We start from the raw sequence: 20811 nt of genomic DNA, 5'->3' as shown, positions 1-20811 counted from the left end.
GCTGCAGGCCCTTCAGCTTCAGATGCTTGAGATGGCTGTCGTACTGCCGGGAAAAGTCGGCGGGAAAGTTCGATGGCATGCTGGTCACTCCTCACGAAGTCATGCAGAATCGACGCCATCACCGTGATGGAGTCGTCATGCAGGATAGTTCGTGGGTGCCCGGCGGGCGACCTCTCCGCGTAGCGGCTTCGTTCAACCCTTCCATCGAGAGGACGCTTTCCGGCCTACGGCCTCCAAGCGCCTCTCATGTCAAACGTTGGGCAGCTTTCAGCCCGTCGCCAAGATTGACTGCGTGTAGCCGCGCGACTACAGTCGCTGTATGATCGAAATTCGAAAGACCGATGCCTTCACTCATTGGCTCGACGCATTGCGTGACCTCCAGGCACGTGCGCGGGTGCAAGCCAGAATCGAGCGCCTCGCGGCCGGGAATCCCGGTGACGTCGAGCCCGTCGGCGAAGGCGTCTCCGAGTTGCGTATCAACTATGGTCCCGGTTATCGGGTGTATTTCAAGCAGCGAGGGCGTGAGTTGATCATTCTCTTGGCCGGTGGCGACAAGAGCACTCAGGCCAAAGACATCAAGGCAGCTTTACGTCTCGCTCGAAGCCTTTCGGAGTAGCCGCTATGGCCAAGACATCTACCACTCGCTACGACGTTTCAGAACATCTCCGAACCCCTGAGGAGATGGCCGCCTATCTCGAAGCTTGCCTTGAAGAGGCAGACGGAGATGCCGCCTTTATCGCAAAGGCCCTTGGCGATATCGCCCGTGCCAGAGGCATGGCCCAGGTCGCCCGCGATGCGGGACTCTCCCGCGAAAGCCTCTATAAGGCTCTTTCCGGCGAACGCAGCCCCGGCTTCGACACAATTCTTAAGGTCGTTCGCGCTCTCGGTTTGAAACTTCATGCCGAGGCGAGTCACACCTAACAAGGTGCCCAGCCCCTCCGCCAACCGGACGCCCTGCCCGCTACGCTGCGGAACAAGCGCAGGAGCTGTTGGTGCTGATTACGGACGAGCCGTACCGCAAGCCGCCGCCGTCAGCGAGGTTCACCGGTGACTCGCCTACTCCCGCACCGCCGCCGGCAGGCGGTGGCCGATCCTGGGCAGCCACCAGCGCAGGCAGGGGGTGGTGACCACGGTGCTGGCGATGGCCATGATCACCAGCATGGTGAACACTTCCTGCGAGATCACCCCGAGGTCGTAGCCGACGTTGATCACCACCAGTTCCATCAGCGCGCGGGTGTTCATCATGATGCCGAGGATGCTGGCCTCGTGGTGGCCGAGGCCGCAGCGCCGCGCGGCGAGCCAGGAGCCGCCGAACTTGCCCAGGGTGGCCAGCCCCACCACCAGCACGCACCAGCCCCAGGCTTCCAGTGAATCGAGGCTGCCGATGTCGGTGCGCAGGCCGGTGTAGGTGAAGAAGATGGGCAGGAAGAACACCGTGACGAAGTGGCCGACGCGGGTGTTCCAGGCTTCGCGCAGGCCGGGTTCGTCGTGCAGGATCACGCCCATCATGAAGCCGCCGAAGATGGCGAAGATGCCGAGCTGGTAGGTGCTCATGCCGGCCACGAAGATCAGCGCCAGCAGCGCGCCCATCAGGGTGGGCGGGAAGCGCCCGCGGCGCGGGCGGGCGGCGCGCACCATGCGCTTGGCAAGCGGGCGCACGCCCCACCAGCACAGCGCGAAGAAGCCCAGCACCATGGCGATCTTGAGGCCGAAGGCGAGCGGCTGGAAGTGCGATACCGCGAGGGTGGAGACCAGCGCCAGCAGCAGCCAGCCGATGACGTCGTTGATCGCCGCGGCGCTGATGGCGATGACGCCGAGCGGGCTGCGGGTGAGCTGGAACTCGATCATGATGCGCCCGAGGATGGGCAGTGCGGTGATCGAGAATGCGGTGGCGATGAACAGTCCGGTGAGCAGTGCGCTGTTGCCCGGCACCTGCATCGCCGGCACCGTCCAGCCCAGCCCGAAACCGAGGGCGAAGGGCGTCAGCAGGCCGGCGCCGGCCACCCACATCACGGTGCGGCGGTGCTTGCGTTCGTTGAGGTGGCCGAAGTCGAACTCCAGGCCGATCTGGAACATCAGCAGCAGCAGGCCGACCTGGGAGAGGATCTGCATCGGCTCGGGCGGCGCGCTGTGGAAGACGTAGTCGAACACCTCCGGCATCGCCCAGCCGAACAGCGAGGGGCCGAGCAGGATGCCGGTGATGATCTCGCCCACCGCCGAGGACTGCCCCCAACGCACCGCCAGGATGCCGCCGGCGCGCGCGGCGAGGATGATGATGGCGAGCTGCAGCAGGGTGAAGAACAGCAGCGTTTCGGCGTGGTGCACGCTGACGGCTTGCAGGGCGTCCGCAGGGGTGGTCATGATTTCAGATCATCCCGCCGTTGATCGAGATCACCTGGCCGGTGATGTAGGCGGCCTGGTCGGAGGCCAGGAAGCCGACCAGGTCGGCGACCTCCTGCGGCGTGCCGGCGCGCTTCATCGGCACCAGGCGGGATACCGCCTCGGTGTCGAAGCTGCCTTCGATCATCGCGGTGGCGATGATGCCCGGTGCCACCGCGTTCACCGTCACCCCGCGTGGGGCGAGCTCCAGCGCCAGCGCCTTGGTGGCGGAATGCAGCGCGCCCTTGGCGGCGGCGTAGTTGACCTGGCCGCGGTTGCCGGCCAGTGCGGCCACCGAGCTGATGTTGATGATGCGCCCGCGGCGGGTGCGGATCATCGGCAGGGTGAGGGGCTGGGTGACATTGAAGAAGCCGTTGAGGTTCACGTCGATGACGCGCTGCCACTGCGTGGCCGACATGCCGGGGAAGACCGCATCGTCGTGCAGGCCGGCGTTGTTCACCAGCACCTGTACGGCGCGTTCGGCGAGCAGGGCCTCCAGCGCGGCGCGCGTGGCTTCGGCGTCGGTGATGTCGAAGGCCACCGCCCGTGCCTGCCCGCCGGCGGCCCGGATCTCCGCGGCGATGGCTTCGGCGGCGGCCAGATTACGGTTGGCGTGAACGATGACTTCGTAGCCGTCGGTGGCGAGGCGCAGGCAGATCGCGCGGCCGATGCCGCCGCTGCCGCCGGTGACCAGGGCGCGCTGGGTCATATGCGGGGCTTCCCGTTCAGGAGGTTGAAGGAGGGGTGTCGGCCTGCAGCACCACCGCCGCACGCCCGCGCAGCAGCGTGCGTCCGGCGGCCGCGACGGTGAAGGCGTAGAGCAGGGTGCGGGCGTCGCCCGACAGGCGTTCGGCGGCGATTTCGAGCGGTGCGTCGAGGTCGTCGAGGCGGTCGACCAGGCATTCCACCCCGCGCGCGCTGCCGAGGAAACCCGGCGCCGGCGGGGCGTCCGCGCCGGCGAGCAGCGCGCCATGCACAGCAATGGCCTGGGCGGCGTACTCGATGCCGGTCATCACCCCCAGGCGGCCGTGGGCGCGCAGCGGATTGGCCGCGTCGCGGTGGCTGCTGGCGGTGCAGCGGACGTGGACCGTGTCCCAGGCGGTGACGGCATCGAGCAGGCACATGCTGCCCTGGTGCGGGATGTGCGCGAGGATCCAGGCGCGGTCGGGGAACGCGGCAGTCATGCCGTTCAGATTCACCTTGCGCTACCGTTCGCCCTGAGCCTGTCGAAGGGCGTTCTCAGGCAGTGCCTCCAAACGGGCTTCGACGGGCTCAGCCCGAACGGTGCTTGACCGACCGACATCCAGCTCGAACTGCAGGTGCAGGCCGTCGAGGTAGTCGAGTACCACGCCGCCGCTTTCGCCGCGCGCCAGGCGGGCGAGCAGGGGCAGCGCGCGCGCCGCCGGGATGCCGCGGCGCAGGGCTTCGAGGGCCGGTTCGGCAAGGGTGTCGACGGGCGCGGCGGTGAAGCCGCTCAGGCTCAGCAGCGGGCCTTCGCCGGCCTCTGCCGGGCTCAGCAGCAGCGCCATGCCGAAGGCGTCGGGCAGCGGGCGGGTGGCGTCGAGCGGGGCGGGGTAGGGGTGGTCGTAGACGATCAGCAGCACCGGCGCGCGGCTGTCGGCGATCAGCGCGAAGGCTTCCAGGAGGCCGGCGCCGAGGCTGCCGTCGAAGGCCGACACCGTGGTCGAGGGTGCCATCGCGCGCACCGCGATGCCCCAGTAGCCGGAGGCGGCGTTGTTCACCGAATTGTGGAAGCGGGTCGGCGAGATCAGCCGGTCCGCCCCTGCCAGGGTTTCGCAGATGGCGTGGCAGTTGGCGCCGTCGCCGCCCGAAGAGGCGAACACCGTCGCCAGCGTCGCCGCGTCGCCGCCCGCGGCGCGCACGGCCTGCAGGCCGGTGGCGATGGCGAGCTTGACCACCGCGCCGAGGCGGCGGCGTTCGGCCGCCGGCAGCAGGTCCGGGGTGGGGATGCGGGTGGCGGCTGGCTCATGGGCGGAGCTGCCGGCCAGCACGGCGCAGGCGGCCGGCCAGTCGTCGAGGCCGGGGCCGATCAGGCCGATGCCGGCAATGCGGGCGGTCAGCGCGCGGGTGGGGGTGGCGGTCAGGGTCATCGTTTCAGGCCTCCGCCGCGCGTGAGAACACCAGGCTGCAGTTGGTGCCGCCGAAGCCGAGTGAGTTGCTCAGCACGTGGCGCAGCCTTGCCGGGCGCGCTGCGCGGGCGTAATCGATGGCGATCGCGGGATCCACCGCAGTGGTGCCGGGGCTGCCGGGAATCAGCCCGTCGGCCAGCGCCACGGCGCAGAACACCGCCTCCAGCGCGCCGGCCGCGCCCAGGGTGTGGCCGGTAGCGCCCTTGGTGGAGCTGGCCGGGGTGGCGGTGCCGAACAGGGTGTGCACCGCCAGCCCTTCGGCGGCGTCGTTGGCCGGGGTGCCGGTGCCGTGCAGGTTGATGTAGTCGATGTCGGCCGGTGCCAGGCCGGCGCCGGTGAGCGCCGCCTCCATCGCCAGGCGCGCGCCCAGGCCCTGCGGATGTGGCGAGGACATGTGGTGGGCGTCGCTCGATTCGCCGCAGCCGGAGAGCAGCACTGCGCCGGGCGGCGGCGTCTGCGGCGCGCGTTCAAGCAGCGCGAAGGCGGCGGCTTCGCCGATGGAAATGCCGTTGCGTGCCGGATCGTAGGGCCGGCACGGCGAGGCCGCGACCAGCTCCAGCGAGTTGAAGCCGTACAGCGTGGTCAGGCACAGCGAATCCACCCCGCCGACGATGGCGGCATCGACCAGCCCGGTGGCGATCAGGCGCGCGGCGGCGGCGAACACCTTGGCGCCCGATGAACAGGCGGTGGAGATCACCCAGTCCGGCCCGGCGGTGCCCACCGCGCGGCGCACGAACTCGGACACCGAGTGGATGTTGTGGGTGCTGCGGTAATCGAATTCCGCCGGCAGAGCGCCGCTGCGCGGATCGCGCTGGCGGTAGGCGAGTTCGGTTTCGAGGATCGCCGAGGTGCTGGTGCCGAGGATTACCGCCACACGCTGCGCGCCGTAGCGCGCCACCGCGGCGCGCGCCGCGGCGAGGAAGCCGTCCTGCTGCAGGCCGAGCAGGGCAAGCTGGTTGTTGCGGGCGCGGTAGGCTTCCAGCCCGGGGGCCATGGCCACGTCCTCAACGCCCGCCACGCGGCCGATCCAGGTGTCCAGGGTGACGGTCTCGAAGTCGCAGCGGGTGAGGCCGCTGCGCCCGTCGGCCAGTGCCGCACGGGTGGCGGCGAGGCCGGCGCCCAGGCAACTGGTGGCGGTGTAGTGGGAGAGGATCAGGGGCTTCAAGGAGGTGTTCCGCTGGAATATCGGGCGATTCTAACAAACCCGCCCGGCTCAGCCGTTCTCTCCGCCCAGCCGCGCCAGCAGCAGGGTGTTGGCGAAGGGGGTGCCGGCGTCCATCGGCATGCTGCGCACCGCGAAACCCAGCGACTCCAGCGTGGCACGCCAGTCGGCCGCCGGGCGGCAGTGCAGTTGCCCGAGGCGGTGGCCGCGCACGAAGGTCACCGTGCGGTCCACCCACATGCACAGCTTGAAGGGCAGGCCGGCGGCAGCGTCGCCCACCCGCAGTACCAGGGTGCCGGCGGGCGCCAGGGTGTCGCGGATGCGCGTCAGCACGTCGTTCTGCGCGGCGATGTCGATGTAGTGCAGGGAGTCGAGGATGATCGCCAGATTGGCCTGGCCGAAGTCGCTGTGGCGGATGTCGCCGCACACCACCTCGGCGCCCGGCGGCAGCGCCGGTTGCGCGCGCGCCACGTCCTTGGGCATCAGCTCGATGCCGCGGTAGCCGGTCAGTTGTGGCGGCGGCGGCCAGTCGGCTGGCCAGTCGCCGGCAGCGTGCAGGCGCTGCGCGGCGGTGAGCAGGTTGGCGAGCAGGGCCTGGCCGCAGCCGAGGTCGATGATGCGGCATGCCGCCGGCAGCATGCCCTCGCGCAGCAGGGCAAAGAACACCGGGTCGCGGCTGAGTTTGCCACGGGCGAAATGCCAGGCGAAGTGCCCGGCGGGGCGATAGGGGGCGGTGGCGGCATCGAGCAGCCGTTTGCGAAAGGCAGCGGTCATTGCAGGGCGTGGCGCAGGGTGACGGGGCGCAGGCCGGCGGCGGCGATGCGTTCGAGCAGGGCGGGCAGCACGGCGAGGATCACCGGCCGGCCATCGGCTGTGCGGGCGGCATGGCCGTCGTGCAGCAGCAGGATGTCGCCGGCGGTCAGCCCCTGGCAGAGGCGGGCGAGCACGCGCGCGGGGTCGCCCTCGCGGGTGTCGTAGGCGCGCCGCGTCCACGCCGCCAGGCGCAGCCCCAGGTGCGCCAGCACCGGCTCCAGGAAGGGATTGCGCAGGCCCGCCGGGGCACGGAAGAAGTGCGGGGTGCTGCCGGCGAGCTGGCCGAGGGTGTGCTGTGCGGCGGCGACATCGGCATGGATGCGGCGCGGGCCGAAGAGCGAGAAATGGTGGCGGTGGTGCTGCGAGTGGTTCTCCACGGTATGCCCGCGGCGGACGATCTCGGCGATCAGCTCGGGGTGGGCGGCGGCGCGTTCGCCGATGCAGAAGAAGCTCGCCCGCGCGCCGGCCTCGTCGAGCAGCGCCAGCACCTGCGGGGTGACCTGCGGATCGGGGCCGTCGTCGATGGTCAGGGCGATCTCGCGGCGCGCGCAGGCGGCCGCCGGCAGGCGGGTGAGGTTGGGCCCCAGCAGGCTGCAGCGCGGCAGCAATCCGGCCACGGTAAGGGCGAGATGGCAGGCGAACACCGCAGCCAGCGCCACCGCCCAGTGCTGCGGCCATGCCAGCAGCGCGCCGAGCGCACCGAGGTGGGTGCCGATCGACAGCTGGATGAGCGGGGACGGGCGCCAGCGGCGGGGTGCAGGGGGCGTCATGGGCGCGATTGTAGCGTGCAACGTGCGCCGTTCGATGGCGATCCTCCTGGCACTTGCGACGCTGAGGCCGCTCCTGCCATCCTCAGGTGCTGGCGCTGCGCAGGATCGTCGCCGGCGACAAACGCAGCTGGCGCAGGAGGTAATGCGCACCCGATCCAAGTGCCCCCAGGCTGATTGCCGTTGCCACCGCGGGGCCGGCGAGCCAGCCCGGGGGCGCGCCGAGTTCGAGCCGGTAGTGCAGCAGCAGTGTGGCCAGCGCACTGCCGGCAACGCTGGCGAAGGCTGTCGTCAGTGCGGCGAGCAGCAGATGTTCCAGGTACAGGGTGCGGCCGATGACACCGACTCTGGCCCCTAGCGTGTTGAGCAAGGTGGCGAGATAGATTTGCCGCGTGCGGCTCGCGGCGATGATGCTGACCAGCACCAGCAGGCTGGCGCTCAGGGTGACTGCGGCAATCGCGCTCAGGCCGGCCGCAGCCCGACCGAGGATGGCGCGTGCTTCGTCAAGGAGCAGGTCGGTGCGCACCGTAACCACATTGGGTTGCGCGGCGGCGATGCGATTCTGCGTGGCGACCGCATCAGTTCCGTTCATGTAGGCCATGCCGACGTAGCGGGTGATGAAGGGGTCGAGCGCGCCGTCGGAGAAAATTGCCTCCAGCCACAGACGCGACTGAAAGCGCTTCTGGGCATAGATGGCGACGAGTTCGGCGCTGATCCGCTGGCCAAGGATCTCGAACACCAGTGTGTCGCCGATCTGCAGGCCGAGCTGATCCGCTTCGCGGTCCTCCATGGCTACCCGTGCCGGACCACGGTAGCCGTCCGGCCACCAGGCGCCACGGGTGATAACTACCTGGTCGAAATTGTTCTGCAGGGTGCTCATCTTGTGCTCGTCACGTGCTTCCAGGCGGCGTCGCGGGTCGGCGCTGTCGCGCAACTCCTCGGCGCTGACGGCCGCAAGTCGGCCCAGCACCAAAGGCGCGAGATCGAGCTGGTCGAGCGAGGGGGCTTCATGCACCAGGGCATCGAAGTCGTCTTTCTGCGCGGCGGCGATGTCGTAGAAGACCAGCGCCGGGGCGCGCTGCGGTACGGTTTCCTCGATGGTGTGGAGCAGCGCCAGCACCACCACGGTCGACGCGACCAACAGCGTGAGCGCGGAACCCAGTGAGAGCAGTGTCGGACGCAGCGGCGAGTCGGCCCGGTACAGACCGGTGACGGCCATGCGCAAGGCGAATCGTCCCAGCAGCCAGGGGCTTCCGGCCAGACGCCGCGCCGCCCTTTGCAACAGTCGCACCAGGCCTTCGAGCAAGGCCAGCACCAGCAACAACGCGGCAACAAAGGCAAGGCCGAACAGCGGGTCGGGCATCACGACGAGCAGAAATCCGATCGCCACCAGGGCGCAGATGGCGGTCAGCCGCCAGGCCAGGGTCGGGGTGCGGGTGGTGACGCCGAGCACGCCACGGAACAGGGCCGCCGGCTCGACGGTCAGCGCGCGGCCAAGCGCGGGCAGCGCGAAGAGCAACGCGATCAGTACCCCCATCAACCACGCGGCGGCGAGCGGCGCGAGCAGCAAGGTCCAATTCCCGGCGAGCGGCAAGCGCTCGGCCACGACGCTGCTGCCGATCATTGCCAGCAAGGCGCCCAGCAGCACTCCGGCGAGGGCCGACGCACTGGCCAGGATGAGGATCTGCAGCAGGTAAACGGCCGCAAGTCGTCCGTCGCGCAAGCCGATGGCTCGCAGTGTGGCGAGGGTGCCGAGTTTGCCCTGCAGGTAAGCCTGGACACTGTTGAACACCCCCAGGCCTCCGATGAACAGCGCGCTGAAGCCGATCAACAGCACGCCTGAGCCGATCTGCCCGAGTACTTCACCGAGGCGGGCATTGCGCTCGATGAAGGTGCGCACCTCGGCTTCGCTGTCTGGAAAGGCGCTCATGAACGCCTCGCGCCAGGCCTCCGGCGGGGTTTCGCTGCGTACCCGATAGCGATAGTCCGGACGACTGCCCGGTTGCAGCAAGGCCGTGTCTGCAAGCGCTGCGGCGGAGATCAGCACCGGCGGACCGCTCCAGTCGGCACGCAGGCTGCGGTCGGGCTGGCGCGCGATGATGGCGCGCACTTCCAGCAGGCTGATGCCCAGTTCGATGTGGTCGCCGACCGCCAGGGCCAGCCGGTCGGCAAGGACGCGGTCGATTGCCGCGCCGTGAACGCCGTCCCGGGTGGCGAGTGCGTCAGTCAAGGCCTGAGCGGGGAGGAGGTGCACGGCGCCGTAGAGGGGATAGGCGTCGTCGGTGCTCTGCAGTTCGACCAGATGCGCATCGCCAGCCTCTGTCATCAGCATGGTGCGAAACTCGATCAGGCGCGACACCGTGCCGCGCGCCTGCATCCACTCCAGCATCCCCTCGGGCAAAGGCGCCCGGGTGCGGACCTCGACATCGCCACCGAACAGCACCCGGGTATCGGCAAGCAGGCTGGCGCCGACCTGGCGGTACAGTCCACCACTGGCCGCGATCAGCGTCACGCCCAGCGTGAGGCAGGCGCAGAACACCCACAAGGTGCGCCCGCTGCCGCGCAGATCGAGCCAGGCGAGCCTAAGCAGGGAGCGCATCGGGTGTCTCCGCGGGCGATTCACTCTCGACGAGCCGGCCGCCGGACAGGCGGAGCACACGGTCGCACTGGGCCGCGAAGCGCATGTCGTGGGTGACCAGCACCAGGGTCGTTCCGCTCTCGGCGTTCAGATGCAGCAGCAACTCGCCGATCGCCGCACCGGTGCGGTCGTCGAGGTTGCCGGTGGGCTCGTCGGCGAGCACCAGCTTGGGTTCATGTACCAGCGCGCGGGCGATCGCCACGCGCTGCTGCTCGCCGCCGGAAAGCTGTCCGGGGTAGTGGTCGAGCCGCCCGCCCAGGCCAACGCGGTCGAGCATCGCCCGGGCGCGCTCGCGCGCATCGCGCCGGCCGGCAATTTCCAGCGGCAGCGCGGCGTTTTCCAGTGCGCTCAGGCTGGGTACGAGATGGAAGGACTGAAACACGATGCCCATCTGGTCGCGCCGCAGATCGGCGAGTTGATCGCGATCCAGCGTCTCCAGCGCGCGGCCGTCGAACAGCACCGATCCCGCCGCGGGCTTTTCTAGCCCGGCGAGCAGCAGCAGCAGCGAGGTCTTGCCGGTGCCCGAGGGGCCGGCAATCGCCACGCGTTCGCCCGCGGCGATGTTGACGCTCACGTCGCGCAGGATGTCAATGCGCGAGTCGCCCAGGGTGTAATGCATGCTCAGGTTCTGGAGGCGGATCATCAGGGCATTGATCTCATGGGCAGGTTGGTACGGCAGGCGATGCTCGGGCCTGGCTGCGGCGTCGGGTCATCAGTGAACGGGACCCATGTTCGTCTCGCGTGCCGGCATTTCGTTCCAGGCTCGGCGGCGGAGAGCCCCATGCAGCGCAAGCGCACATTCGACGAAGGCATTTTCTGCTAGTCTCGTGGCTTCTCAACTGCAGCGTCCGGCACACCGGTACACGCCTTTCATGAACGACCCTGAGCCTCGATCTTACCTTTCCTCCCGTTTCCTTTTCTGCGTCGGCCTCCTGCTTCTTGGTCCGGCGCTACCGGCAGCCGCGGACACCGGTCTGGTTGCCGATCCGTCGAGCAGCGACGTCATCCTGCTCCTCTCCTATGTGCTGCTGGCATTGCTGTTCTCCTTCATGTGCTCGGTGGCGGAAGCCGTCCTGCTCAGCATCACGCCGTCCTTCATCGCAGAGCTTGAAAGTTCGGACCCCAAGCGTGCCGCCCTGCTCAAGAAGCTCAAGGGCGAGAACATCGACCGCTCGCTTGCCGCGATCCTCACCCTGAACACGATTGCCCATACGGTAGGGGCAATCGGCGCCGGCGCCAAGGCGACGGTGGTGTTCGGCAGCGCCTGGTTCGGCGTGTTCTCCGCCGTGATGACCCTGCTGATCCTGTTCCTCTCCGAGATCCTGCCGAAGACCCTGGGGGCCGTGTATTGGCGCAGCCTGACCGGCGTTACCGCGCTGTATGTGAACTTCCTGATCAAGAGCATGTATCCGCTCATCCTGGTGTCCGAGAAACTCACCAAGCTGATCGCGCGCGGGCAGACGGTGCATGTCTTCAGTCGTGACGAGTTCATCGCGATGGCCAGTATTGGCCAGCAAGCCGGGCACATCAACGATCGCGAGTCGCGCATCATCCGCAACCTGTTCCGTTTCGGCTCGCTGCGGGCTCAGGACATCATGACGCCGCGCACGGTGATGGTCGCCCTGCGCGAGAGCCTGAACATTTCCGATGCCTTGCAGGCCAAGATGAACACGCCCTTCTCACGCATTCCGGTTTACGCGGCCGACCTCGACGCAGTGACCGGTTTCGTGCTCCGCGAGGACCTCCTGATGGCAGAGACGCAGGGTACCGGCGACCGGCCGCTGACCGCCCTGCGCCGCGATATCCTCGCCGTCGCTGGCGCCACCCCCTTGTCCACCCTGCTTGAACTGCTGCTCGACAAGCGCCATCACATCGCGGTGGTGATCGGCGAGTATGGCGAAACCAAGGGCGTGGTTACCCTCGAAGACGTGGTCGAAACCCTGCTTGGCATCGAGATCGTCGACGAGGGCGACAAGGTCGACGACATGCAGCATCTCGCCCGGCAACTGTGGGTGAAGCGGGCGCGGGCGCTCGGACTGGAAGTGGATGCGACAAACGGAGCCTCTTCCGCCGATGCCGGGCCGAGCGGGCATTGAGTTCCGGCTCCGTCCCTGCGGGGATTGCCTCGCCGGCGAGGTGACAGGCGGACGACGATCCTGCATGATCGCAAGCTTCTTCATCGATGAAGGATGTCGCGGGGTCGCTTCAGATCCCGCACTATGAGTTGCCCCATTCCCCTTTCGGCCAGCGTGCCGAGCTCAGCCGTCGGCGATGCCCCCGTCGCTTGCGCGGTCAGGCCTGCCGGCCTGCTCGGGTCGCCAATGCCTGGCGGCCCGTATCATTCATCCATCATCCCGGTTAAGGGGGGCTCGCGCCTTGCTGTTCTCCGGGTACCCGTTCATGCCTCTCGGCAGGCTTGTTTTCGTCCGTCTTCGCACGACCACTGACCATGGACATCCTGATACTTGTCATCCTGATTCTGCTCAACGGCGTGTTTGCCATGTCGGAAATCGCCCTGGTCACGGCGCGCCGCGCACGCCTGGCGCGACTGGCCGATGATGGCGACAGAGCTGCGGCAGTTGCCATGAAGCTTGGTGAGGATCCGAACCGCTTTTTGTCCACCATCCAGATCGGCATCACCTCGATCGGCATCCTCAGCGGCATCTTCGGCGAGGCAGCGCTCGCCAGCCCGCTGGCCGAGTGGCTTCAGCGGCTGGGGATGGCCGAGCGCCCGAGCGAAATCGGAGCTACCACCCTGGTTGTCGTGGTGGTCACCTATGTATCCATCGTGGTCGGCGAACTGGTGCCGAAACGCCTTGGTCAACTCGACCCGGAAGGCATCGCCCGTCTGGTGGCGCGGCCGATGAGTCTGCTGTCAGCGGTCTCGCGCCCGTTTGTTCACTTCCTCTCGGGCTCGACGGCGATCCTGCTGCGTCTGATGGGGCAGCGCGAGACTCAGGTTTCTACGGTTACCGAGGAAGAGATTCACGCTCTGTTGGACGAAGGGTCCGAGGCTGGCGTGATCGAGAAGAGCGAGCATGAGATGGTTCGCAATGTGTTCCGCCTCGACGAACGGCAGATCGGTTCGTTGATGGTGCCGCGTTCGGAAGTGGTTTATCTTGACGTCAACCGCCCCGTCGAAGAGAACCTTGCCCTGGTTGCCGAATCGGCGCATTCGAGCTTCCCGGTCTGCCGCGGCAGTCTTGACGACATCACGGGGGTGGCAAGCTCAAAGAAGCTCTTCGCGCAGATGCTCCGTGGAGACCCGGTTGACCTCACCAAGGATCTTCAGGAGGCGGTGTACGTGCCAGAGTCGCTGACTGGCATGGAATTGCTCGACCGCTTCAGGACCTCGGGCACCTACTTTGTGTTCGTGATCGACGAGTATGGCGAGGTCCTTGGCATGGTCACCCTCCATGACGTGATTGAGTCGGTTACAGGTGAGTTCGTGACCGAAGGTGACGAGGACGCCTGGGCCGTCCAGCGCGAGGACGGCTCCTGGCTGCTTGACGGGCTCATCCCCGTCGTCGAGATGAAGGACCGGCTCGGCTTCAAGCAGGTGCCCGAAGAAGACAAGGGCCGTTACCATACCTTGTCGGGGATGATGATGTGGCTGCTCGGCCGCCTGCCCGGTACGGGCGACATTGCCACATGGGAAGGCTGGCGCCTGGAGGTGGTCGACCTCGACGGCAAGCGCATCGACAAGGTGCTGGCGGTTCCTCTGCCGGAACCGGATGCCGGGCTCGTGAGAGAAGACCAGTCGGACACCCCGGCAGAGGGCTGATTTCCCCAGTGAGGCTGATGCGCTTGCGTGCGCATTGCCGCGCTGAGTGTGGCAAGACCGCGATCTGCCGGGTCTTCGTGTGATGGTCGGTCAGGTTGCCGAATGCCTGGTGCGGAGGGTTGTCCTCGCGGTGCTGATGGCAGTGTCGACTGCCCTTCTGGCGCAGCAGATCAGGCGCAATGCCGGCAGTTCCTCATGTTCGCCCGCCGGGCGCAGGGCGCATTGCCCGAATGCCCGCGATGAGGATGAACTTCATCGCCTCTTCCCGAGACCAGGCCAGCGTTGTTACCGCCTCGCGCGGAACGAAGACTGTATAACCACCTACCATGTAACTCATCGGCAGATAGACCGCCACTTCGCCTTCGTGCCCTACCCCCCGGGGCAGATCGGAGAAGTCGCTGCGGGTCACGAAACCAATCAGGCGCATGCCGGTACCGGGCAACTCCACCGCGACGACCTGCATCCGCGCTTCCTCGTCGCGCTCCACAATCAGGCCGAGCAAGTCGCGCACCGCGGCGTAGATCGAACGTACCAGCGGAATGGCGAGCAGGAGGCGCTCGGCGCGCGCGGTCAGCTCGCGGAACAGCCAGGCGCGCATCAGCAGCCCGACCAGGAAGATCATGAGGCAGACCACTGCGATGCCCATTCCGGCAACGTAGTAGATGTCGGGAATCAGCTGCCGTACCTGTGCGCCGACCAGGCCTTCGGCCGCCTCGACGAACCATACGATCAGAAATACGGTGGCAAGGACGGGGATCACGGTGAGCAGACCCGTAACGAATACCCTGCCTATTGATTTCATCATTCAGTCTCCAGGTGACGGTGAGCAGGTGGAGTCTGACATGATCGTGAGCAGTGCAGTCGACGCTTTGACGAGCATGCGGAGGCCCGGGTGCGCTGGCTATTGCCTTTTGCCATTGTCATTGTTTCAGCCAGTGCTGCCACAGTGCCAGCCAGGTCGGCCAGTCGTGCCCGCCGGGCGGCACGCATGTCGCGCCGGGGGGGAGCGCGGCGGCCATCAGGGCGTGGCCGCTGGCGAAGCGGTCGGCGCTGCCGTAGCCCAGCCATGGCGGCTGGCCGTCGGCGCCGAGGCGCTTGAGGGCGCGCCAGCCGCGCCGTTCGTCATTGGCGGCATAGTCGCCGTCGCCCGCCCAAGCGCCCACTCCGCCGGCGGCGGCGATCTCGCCGGTGACTGTGCGGTCGCCGGGGTAGGGGGCGAGCAGCACGAGGCCGTCGCTGCCCGCCGGGAAGGTGTCGGCGTGCATCAGTGCGGTGAGCGCGCCGATGGAGATGCCGCCGCTGAGCACGCGGCGGTAGCCGCGGCTGCGTGCGGGGGCGAGGACCTCTGCTTCGAGGCGGGCCGGCAGGCTGCCGTCGCACACCGCGGCGAGATCGCTTTCGACCAGGATCAGATCGATGTCGCGTGCGCTGGCGTGCAGGGCATCGATGAAGCCGGCGCTGACGAAATCCTGCGGGCGGTCGCAGGCGCCGGCCAGCAGCACCAGCAGGGTGTCGGCGTGGCCGTTGCCAATGGTCAGCGTGTTCAGCGTGCCGCTGCAGGCAGGAGGAAGTGGCGGAATCATCGCGCCGTCTTGCCGTCGCTGAGTGCTGCTGAGAACAGCAGCGCGAGCAGGGCGCCAGGGCCGACGGTGATGCCGATGGCCTGCAGTACCGGCACTTGCGAGAAGGCCAGCAGGCCGAAGCCGGTCATCGTCGTGAGGGTGGCGAAGAGCAGCGAGGCGAGTGTGCGCGGCGCCGGGGTGCCGCCGCTGCGGGCAAAGAAGAGGGCGTAGTTGGAGCCCACCGCGACCACCAGCAGCATGCCGACGAGGTGGAGCAGGATGAGCTGGCGGCCGGCGAGTACCAGCGCCGCGCTGACCACCAGCACCGCGGCGGCCAGCGGCAGCATGACCTGCACCAGCGCGCGCGTGCTGCGCAGGAAGAAGGCGAGGAGGACGGTGATCACCGCCACGCCGCCGAGCGACAGGCGCAGCGCTTCGTCGAGGTAGCCGCCGTAGAGGGCGTCGGACTCGTGCTTCAGGTCGATGAACAGGGCGCTCTGTGCGCTGCCGGCGAGGGCGGCGCGGACGGCGTCGGCGTCGATGTGGTGGGCGCCGTCCTCTGGCGCGCGCAGCGGCAGCAGCGCGCGCCAGCCGTGGTCGGTGGCCAGCAGCAGGCCTTCGACGGCCAGCGCCAGCGAGGTGCCGGCGAGCTCGGCAGGCCCCTGCGGCGGGCGCTGGCGGGCGGCGTCGACCTCGTCGAGGAACTCGCCCAGGCGTTCGGCGCGCAAGGGCAGGCCGGCGGTGGCGGCATGCAGGCGCTCGGCCAGTTGGTCGCGGGCAGGCAGCGCGGCGAGGCGCTGGCGCTGGGTGGCGAGGCTGGGCAGGTAGCGGTTGGGGCCATCCCAGCCGGCGAGGACGCCTTCCGCGACCAGCTGCTCAAGGGTGGGGGCGAGGGCTTCGGCGGCCTGCAGCGCCGCTTCGGCGTCGGCACCGTCGACGACGATCAGGTAGCGCACGTCGGGCGCGCCGAGCTCGGCGCGCAGGCGCAGGTCGAGGGCCTGATCGGCGGCGGGCACCGGACTCAGCGCCAGCAGCTCGTCGTTCCACAACTGCCCGCGCTGGCTGGCGAGCACCGCGGCGGCGGCCGCTGCCAGCACCACCACCGCCCAGCGCAGGCGGCGGGCATGGGCAAGGGCGCCGCCGAGGCGTTCGCCGAGCGGGCGCAGATCGCGCAGGGCGAATCCGGCGGGGAGCAGCGCGGGGAGCAGGAAGCGGGTCACCAGCGCTGCCGTGGCCAGCCCGGCGATGGAGTACAGGCCGAGCTGCGCGAGCCCCGGAAAGCCCGAGGCGAGCAGGGCGCAGAAGCCGCACAGCGAGGTCAGCAGGCCGAGGCGGATGGTGGGCCAGAAGGCGGCGCGGGCGCGGCTGCCCTCGTCGTCCTCGTGGCCGGACTGGACGAACAGGTAGATGGCGTAGTCGACCGCCTCGCCGATCAGCGTGGTGCCGAAGCCGAGGGTGAGGCCATGGACCACGCCGAAGCCCAGGCTGACCGCGGCGATGCCGGCCAGCGCGCCGCTGATCACCGGCAGCAGGCCGAGCAGCAGCACCGGTACGGAGCGGTAGACGAGGAGCAGCAGGGCGACGATGAGGGTGCTGCCGATGAGCGCGATGCGGGTGACGTCGCCCTTGATGGCGGCGCGCGAATGCACCGCGAAGACGCCCGGACCGCTCAGTTCCAGGCGCAGCCCGGGGTCCGTGGCGCTGGCCGCGAAGGCGCTGCGCAGTGCGGCGATGGCGGCTTCCTGGCCGTCGAGGTCGCCGCCCTGGGCGCGGGTGAAGGCCAGCAGCAGGGCGCTCTCGCCGTCGGCGGAGACCCAGATGCCGTCGGCGCTGTGCGGTTGCTGGTCGCGTTCGAGGGTGGCGAGCACGGTGAGCAGCTCGCCGGTGGGGTCACGGGTGACCAGCGGGCGCGCCAGCATGCCCACCGGCGAAGCGAGCAGCGCCAGGGTGTCGCTCAGAGCGGCGCGCAGGCCGTCGACGCTGAAGCGCTGCGCATCGACCGCGGGGCTGAGCGCATAGCGGTGTTCGAACAGCCACTGGCGGTCGGCTTCGAGGTGGGTGGCGGCGCCGTTGTTCACCGACACGAAGCGTGCATCCTCGTGCAGCGCGGCGGCGAGCGCGCGCGAGCTGTCGGCACGCCCCTGCGCGCTGCCGCCGCTGATGCCGACGAGGATCAGGCGCGATACCAGGCCGTCGCGCAGCTGGTCGACCAGCAGGCGCTGTTCGGCGGTGGGTTCGGCGGGCAGGAACACCGACATGTCGGCGGTGAAGCTGGCGCGGCTGACTACCGTGCCGAGGATCGCCACCAGCAGCAGCCACGCGCCGAGGGCGAACAGGCGGTGGCGACGGCTCATTGTCCGGGCGGCCAGATGCGCATCGACGAGCGGTCGCCGTCGGCCTGGAGGATGTCGACGCGGCTGACGTGGGCGCCTTCGCCGGCCATGCTGATGCGCAGCACGATGCGCGCCAGCTCGCTATCGTGGGGCAGCAGGTCGAGCGTCCATGCCGCCGCGCTGCCGCCAACCGAGAGCGCGTAGTGGCGTTCCAGCGCCGCACGGTCGCCGGCCAGGGTGGCGCGGATGCTGTCGATCAGCGCCGCTACCTCGGGATAGTCGCGCAGCCGCAGGGTGTGACTGCGCCCGCCGCGTTCGAGGCTCAGGGTGCCGCCGGCGAGCACCATGCTTTCGCGCTGCGGCGCCTCGGTGTGGCGTTCGAGGCGGTCGGGGGGGACGAAGACGAGTTCGCCGCGGCTCTCCAGTGTGCCGTCGAGCAGGCTGATGTGGCGGGTCTCGACGAAGCGCACGCGTCCGCCGGGGTTGCCGGCGAGCACCTCCATCAGCGCGGCGACGTCCCACTGGCCGGCATACGCCGGCGCGGCGCCGGCGCCCAGGCCCAGCCAGGCGCCCAGCAGCAGCGCGCGGCACAGTGCAGGGAGGGGCAGGCGGGATGTAGGCCTGCGCTGGCAGGCTGGCGCCGTGGTCGGTTTCATGGTGGTGGCGGGTCGGCCCAGAAGGGAAAGAAATTGAACCAGTTCGACGGTTCCGCGCGGCAGCAGGTTTCCAGCTCGGCGGCGTAGGCGCGCATCGCCGCGTCGATGTCGTGCGCACGGCTGTCGCGGGTGGTGGCGGAAAAATCGGCCAGCTGGCGGAAGCGTACGGTGTAGCGGTTGCCGCCATGGTACAGGCCTGCCATGAAGATCACCGGTGCGCGCAACATCGCCGCCATGCGGAAGGGCCCACTGGGCAGTGCCGCCGGGCTGCCCAGGACAGGCACGGCGACGCGGTCGTCGCTGCTCAGCGAGCGGTCGGCGAGCACGCCGACCAGCGCGCCTTCGTCGAGGCACTGGCGGATGCGCAGCATGGCGTCGAGGCGGCCGAGGGGAATCACCTCCGGACGCGCGGCGGGGTTGATGGCGGCGAGCAGGGTGTTGATGCGGCGGGCGTTGTCCTCGTACATCGCCAGCGCGATGCGCAGCCCCGGCTGGTGGCGGCCGACGGCGCGGATGACTTCGAAGCTGCCGAAATGGGCGCCGAACAGCAGGGCGCCCCGGGCGCCGGCAGCGGGCAGCAGTTCGGCCCCGTCGACATCGATGTCGAAGAGGTCGAAGCGGTCCTTGAGCAGGTACAGGCGGTCGTGGATGGTGGCGGCGAAGGCGAAGACCTGGCGGTAGCCGTCGGCCAGTCGCGCCGGGCGGCCGAGGGCGCGCGGCAGGTAGTCGCGCGAGGCGCGCCGCGCGGCCGGCGAGAAGGCGACGAAATAGGCCGCGATGAGGTGCAGCAGGGCGCGCCCGGCGGGGCGTCCGAGACGCAGCGACAGCCACGCCATCAGGCGCAGCATGGCCATGTTGCTGCGCTCCGGGCGCTGCGCCCAGGCGGTGGCAGCGGGCGGCGCGCTCATGCCTGCGGGCGCGCGCTCAGGGAGCCGCTGGCGACCGCATCCTCGCCGCAGCGGATGGTGAAGTTCAGCGTCCCCGCGGTTGCCGCCGCCTGCCAGTGGATGTCGACGGTGCTGTCGGGGCCGAGGGCGCGGATGAACTTCGCCGCGCCGAGCTGCCAGCCGCCGCGATGGCCGGTGGCGGTGGCGATGGCGTGCACGGCGGCGTCGAGGAGGACGACCCCGGGCACGATGGGGCGGCCCGGGAAGTGGCCGGCGAAAGCCGGGTGGTCGGCGGCGAAATGGCACCGGACGTGGCCGCTGCAGGCGTCCATCAGCGTTCTCCGTGGCGGTGGGCGGCGAGCAGGGCGGCGCACGCGGCGCGCGGCAGCTTGCCGGTGGCGTTGCGCGGCAGGCTGTCTACGAAGAGCAGCGGGCGCGGCAGGAAGGCGGCATCCATGCGGGCGCGCAGCGCACTGCGCAGTGCGGCCTCGGTGAGTCCGGGGGCGACCACGAAGGCGGCAAGGCGGACGATGGCGCTGCCGTCGTCGTCGGGCAGGTAGAAGCTGCCGTCGACAACCCCGGGGATGCCCAGCAGCTGCTGGTTCAGCCAGCCCAGCGAGGTGCGCTTGCCGGCGATGTTGACGAGGTCGGCATGGCGGCCGCGGAGCAGGAAGCGGCCGTCGGCGAGGTGCTCGATGAGATCGGAGAGCGCCACCTCCTCCTCGATGTGGCCGCCGCCGGCCCAGGTGCGGGTCTCGCGGGTCTCCAGGCGCACGCCGGGAAAGGGCGTCCAGGCCTCGTCGCAGGCCGGGCGCCGGGTGGCCACCTGGCCGGTTTCGGTGCTGCCGTATATCTCCAGCAGCGCGGCCCCGAAAGCCGCTTCGGCACGCCGGGCGAGGGCGTCCGGCAGGGGCGCGGTGGCTGACAGCAGGAGCGCGGCGGGTGGCAGCGCGATGCCGGCATCGAGCACCTTGGCAAGGTGGAAGGGCGTGCTCACCAGCACCGCCGGTGGGCGTGCACGCGCCAGCGCGGCGGCGATGTCGGCGGGGTAGAAGGGGCGTCCGGCATCGAACGCGGCGCCGTTGAGGAGGGCGAGCAGGACGGTGGATTCAAAGCCGTACATGTGCTGCGGCGGCACCGTGCCGACCAGTGTCGCCGGGTGCGCCGGGTCGAAGCCGAGCGCCGCGGCCTCGGCGCGGACATTGGCGACCAGCGCCCCCCAGCGCTTGCGGTGCGGGACCGGGGTGCCGGTGGAGCCGGAGGTGAACACCCAGGCGGCGACGTGGTCGGCGGCAATCCGCGGCACCTCGAAGGCGCCGTCGGGCTCGGCATCGTCGAGCGCCGGAAAGCGCATCGCCGGCAGCACCTGCGTTGCCGGGTCGTCTTCGCAGAGGAGGTGGCAGTCGGGGGCGAAGTCGGCAAGCTGGCGCAGCGTGTCGGCGGTGTAGGTGGAGGGCAGCAGGCTGGTCTTGCCGGCCAGCAGGGTGGCGCAGAACCCCACCGCGAAACGGTAGCGGTCGCTGCAGGCGTTGAGGATGTGGCCAGCCGGCGGCAGCATCGCCGCCAGCGTGCGGACATCGGCCAGGAAGCGGCGGGCGCTGATCGCCGCGCCGTGGCGCCAGGCCACCACGGCATGCGGGTCGGTGTGGGCAATCAGCGGCAGGTGCACGGTGCGGAAGC

At 69.4% G+C, this 20811-nt stretch carries 20 protein-coding genes; 4 read left to right on the top strand and 16 right to left on the bottom strand.

Annotated elements, in window-relative coordinates; genetic code table 11:
* The first annotated feature begins 319 nt into the window (after positions 1 to 319).
* Entirely contained in the window at positions 320 to 616 is a 297-nt protein-coding gene (locus tag C8261_RS10550; protein ID WP_107493663.1) for a type II toxin-antitoxin system RelE/ParE family toxin, read from the top strand.
* A 5-nt stretch (positions 617 to 621) separates the two neighbouring features.
* Positions 622 to 921, top strand: coding sequence for an addiction module antidote protein (locus C8261_RS10545; protein WP_107493662.1), 300 nt, complete (start codon positions 622 to 624; stop codon positions 919 to 921).
* A 135-nt stretch (positions 922 to 1056) separates the two neighbouring features.
* Here C8261_RS10545 and C8261_RS10540 read toward each other — a convergent pair whose 3' ends face one another.
* From C8261_RS10540 to C8261_RS10500, 9 genes are all read right to left on the bottom strand, one after another.
* Positions 1057 to 2361 carry a cation:proton antiporter gene (locus C8261_RS10540; RefSeq protein ID WP_107493661.1) on the bottom strand — a complete coding sequence of 435 codons (1305 nt, stop codon included), beginning with the start codon at positions 2359 to 2361 and terminating at the stop codon, positions 1057 to 1059.
* A 4-nt stretch (positions 2362 to 2365) separates the two neighbouring features.
* Positions 2366 to 3088 (bottom strand): 3-oxoacyl-ACP reductase FabG, encoded by a 723-nt coding sequence (gene fabG / locus C8261_RS10535; RefSeq protein ID WP_107493660.1) that lies wholly within the window; start codon positions 3086 to 3088, stop codon positions 2366 to 2368.
* Positions 3089 to 3104: 16 nt separating this feature from the next.
* Complete coding sequence (locus C8261_RS10530; protein WP_107493659.1) at positions 3105 to 3563, bottom strand: 3-hydroxylacyl-ACP dehydratase; 459 nt, start codon at positions 3561 to 3563, stop codon at positions 3105 to 3107.
* Between the two features lie 21 nt (positions 3564 to 3584).
* A complete protein-coding gene (locus C8261_RS10525; RefSeq protein ID WP_107493658.1) occupies positions 3585 to 4490 on the bottom strand; it encodes a beta-ketoacyl synthase chain length factor in 906 nt (301 codons plus the stop codon).
* Positions 4491 to 4494: 4 nt separating this feature from the next.
* Positions 4495 to 5694, bottom strand: coding sequence for a beta-ketoacyl-[acyl-carrier-protein] synthase family protein (locus C8261_RS10520; RefSeq protein WP_107493657.1), 1200 nt, complete (start codon positions 5692 to 5694; stop codon positions 4495 to 4497).
* A gap of 48 nt (positions 5695 to 5742) precedes the next feature.
* Positions 5743 to 6465 (bottom strand): class I SAM-dependent methyltransferase, encoded by a 723-nt coding sequence (locus tag C8261_RS10515; RefSeq protein ID WP_107493656.1) that lies wholly within the window; start codon positions 6463 to 6465, stop codon positions 5743 to 5745.
* Positions 6462 to 7274, bottom strand: a complete 813-nt coding sequence (locus tag C8261_RS10510) for a polysaccharide deacetylase family protein (protein ID WP_107493655.1) — start codon at positions 7272 to 7274, stop codon at positions 6462 to 6464. Before C8261_RS10510 ends, C8261_RS10515 begins: the two co-directional genes overlap by 4 nt.
* 82 nt (positions 7275 to 7356) lie before the next feature.
* A complete protein-coding gene (locus C8261_RS10505; protein ID WP_107493654.1) occupies positions 7357 to 9870 on the bottom strand; it encodes an ABC transporter permease in 2514 nt (837 codons plus the stop codon).
* The gene (locus C8261_RS10500; protein ID WP_107493653.1) at positions 9854 to 10552 is read right to left on the bottom strand and encodes an ABC transporter ATP-binding protein; all 699 of its coding nucleotides are present in this window, start codon (positions 10550 to 10552) and stop codon (positions 9854 to 9856) included. Before C8261_RS10500 ends, C8261_RS10505 begins: the two co-directional genes overlap by 17 nt.
* Positions 10553 to 10781: 229 nt before the next feature.
* Here C8261_RS10500 and C8261_RS10495 point away from each other — a divergent pair, with 229 nt between their 5' ends.
* Together C8261_RS10495 and C8261_RS10490 are read left to right on the top strand one after the other, a co-directional pair.
* A complete protein-coding gene (locus tag C8261_RS10495) occupies positions 10782 to 12005 on the top strand; it encodes a CNNM domain-containing protein (protein WP_219905188.1) in 1224 nt (407 codons plus the stop codon).
* Positions 12006 to 12358: 353 nt separating this feature from the next.
* Positions 12359 to 13693 carry a hemolysin family protein gene (locus C8261_RS10490; protein WP_107493652.1) on the top strand — a complete coding sequence of 445 codons (1335 nt, stop codon included), beginning with the start codon at positions 12359 to 12361 and terminating at the stop codon, positions 13691 to 13693.
* A 193-nt stretch (positions 13694 to 13886) separates the two neighbouring features.
* Here C8261_RS10490 and C8261_RS10485 read toward each other — a convergent pair whose 3' ends face one another.
* The 7 genes from C8261_RS10485 to C8261_RS10460 form a co-directional block, all read right to left on the bottom strand.
* Entirely contained in the window at positions 13887 to 14498 is a 612-nt protein-coding gene (locus C8261_RS10485; protein WP_107493651.1) for a DUF502 domain-containing protein, read from the bottom strand.
* A gap of 115 nt (positions 14499 to 14613) precedes the next feature.
* Positions 14614 to 15276 (bottom strand): hypothetical protein, encoded by a 663-nt coding sequence (locus C8261_RS10480; RefSeq protein WP_107493650.1) that lies wholly within the window; start codon positions 15274 to 15276, stop codon positions 14614 to 14616.
* Positions 15273 to 17609, bottom strand: coding sequence for an MMPL family transporter (locus C8261_RS10475; RefSeq protein WP_107493649.1), 2337 nt, complete (start codon positions 17607 to 17609; stop codon positions 15273 to 15275). The genes C8261_RS10480 and C8261_RS10475 overlap by 4 nt, the downstream gene beginning before the upstream one ends.
* Positions 17606 to 18244, bottom strand: coding sequence for a LolA-related protein (locus C8261_RS10470; protein WP_107493648.1), 639 nt, complete (start codon positions 18242 to 18244; stop codon positions 17606 to 17608). Before C8261_RS10470 ends, C8261_RS10475 begins: the two co-directional genes overlap by 4 nt.
* Positions 18241 to 19152 (bottom strand): LpxL/LpxP family acyltransferase, encoded by a 912-nt coding sequence (locus tag C8261_RS10465; RefSeq protein ID WP_107493647.1) that lies wholly within the window; start codon positions 19150 to 19152, stop codon positions 18241 to 18243. The genes C8261_RS10470 and C8261_RS10465 overlap by 4 nt, the downstream gene beginning before the upstream one ends.
* Entirely contained in the window at positions 19149 to 19463 is a 315-nt protein-coding gene (locus C8261_RS17480) for a hypothetical protein (protein ID WP_219905187.1), read from the bottom strand. Before C8261_RS17480 ends, C8261_RS10465 begins: the two co-directional genes overlap by 4 nt.
* On the bottom strand, positions 19463 to 20800 hold the full coding sequence (locus tag C8261_RS10460; RefSeq protein WP_235864895.1) for an AMP-binding protein: 1338 nt from the start codon (positions 20798 to 20800) through the stop codon (positions 19463 to 19465). The genes C8261_RS17480 and C8261_RS10460 overlap by 1 nt, the downstream gene beginning before the upstream one ends.
* Between the last annotated feature and the right edge of the window lie 11 nt (positions 20801 to 20811).

It is taken from the genome of Pseudothauera lacus (assembly GCF_003034845.1).
GTDB classification, from domain to species: domain Bacteria; phylum Pseudomonadota; class Gammaproteobacteria; order Burkholderiales; family Rhodocyclaceae; genus Pseudothauera; species Pseudothauera lacus.
The sequence above is the reverse complement of the archived record's forward strand: the minus strand, read 5'-3'. Positions and strand labels throughout refer to the sequence as shown.

What these genes read in the sequence shown, in the direction of transcription:
- C8261_RS10530 (WP_107493659.1), bottom strand. Translation starts at nt 3,563, where the DNA reads ATGACTGCCGCGTTCCCCGACCGCGCCTGGATCCTCGCGCACATCCCG.
- C8261_RS10540 (WP_107493661.1), bottom strand. Translation starts at nt 2,361, where the DNA reads ATGACCACCCCTGCGGACGCCCTGCAAGCCGTCAGCGTGCACCACGCC.
- C8261_RS10490 (WP_107493652.1), top strand. Translation starts at nt 12,359, where the DNA reads ATGGACATCCTGATACTTGTCATCCTGATTCTGCTCAACGGCGTGTTT.
- C8261_RS10525 (WP_107493658.1), bottom strand. Translation starts at nt 4,490, where the DNA reads ATGACCCTGACCGCCACCCCCACCCGCGCGCTGACCGCCCGCATTGCC.
- C8261_RS10510 (WP_107493655.1), bottom strand. Translation starts at nt 7,274, where the DNA reads ATGACGCCCCCTGCACCCCGCCGCTGGCGCCCGTCCCCGCTCATCCAG.
- C8261_RS10515 (WP_107493656.1), bottom strand. Translation starts at nt 6,465, where the DNA reads ATGACCGCTGCCTTTCGCAAACGGCTGCTCGATGCCGCCACCGCCCCC.
- C8261_RS10495 (WP_219905188.1), top strand. Translation starts at nt 10,782, where the DNA reads ATGAACGACCCTGAGCCTCGATCTTACCTTTCCTCCCGTTTCCTTTTC.
- C8261_RS10550 (WP_107493663.1), top strand. Translation starts at nt 320, where the DNA reads ATGATCGAAATTCGAAAGACCGATGCCTTCACTCATTGGCTCGACGCA.
- C8261_RS10470 (WP_107493648.1), bottom strand. Translation starts at nt 18,244, where the DNA reads ATGAAACCGACCACGGCGCCAGCCTGCCAGCGCAGGCCTACATCCCGC.
- C8261_RS10500 (WP_107493653.1), bottom strand. Translation starts at nt 10,552, where the DNA reads ATGATCCGCCTCCAGAACCTGAGCATGCATTACACCCTGGGCGACTCG.
- C8261_RS10480 (WP_107493650.1), bottom strand. Translation starts at nt 15,276, where the DNA reads ATGATTCCGCCACTTCCTCCTGCCTGCAGCGGCACGCTGAACACGCTG.
- C8261_RS10545 (WP_107493662.1), top strand. Translation starts at nt 622, where the DNA reads ATGGCCAAGACATCTACCACTCGCTACGACGTTTCAGAACATCTCCGA.
- C8261_RS10465 (WP_107493647.1), bottom strand. Translation starts at nt 19,152, where the DNA reads ATGAGCGCGCCGCCCGCTGCCACCGCCTGGGCGCAGCGCCCGGAGCGC.
- C8261_RS10475 (WP_107493649.1), bottom strand. Translation starts at nt 17,609, where the DNA reads ATGAGCCGTCGCCACCGCCTGTTCGCCCTCGGCGCGTGGCTGCTGCTG.
- C8261_RS10505 (WP_107493654.1), bottom strand. Translation starts at nt 9,870, where the DNA reads ATGCGCTCCCTGCTTAGGCTCGCCTGGCTCGATCTGCGCGGCAGCGGG.
- C8261_RS17480 (WP_219905187.1), bottom strand. Translation starts at nt 19,463, where the DNA reads ATGGACGCCTGCAGCGGCCACGTCCGGTGCCATTTCGCCGCCGACCAC.
- C8261_RS10485 (WP_107493651.1), bottom strand. Translation starts at nt 14,498, where the DNA reads ATGATGAAATCAATAGGCAGGGTATTCGTTACGGGTCTGCTCACCGTG.
- fabG (WP_107493660.1), bottom strand. Translation starts at nt 3,088, where the DNA reads ATGACCCAGCGCGCCCTGGTCACCGGCGGCAGCGGCGGCATCGGCCGC.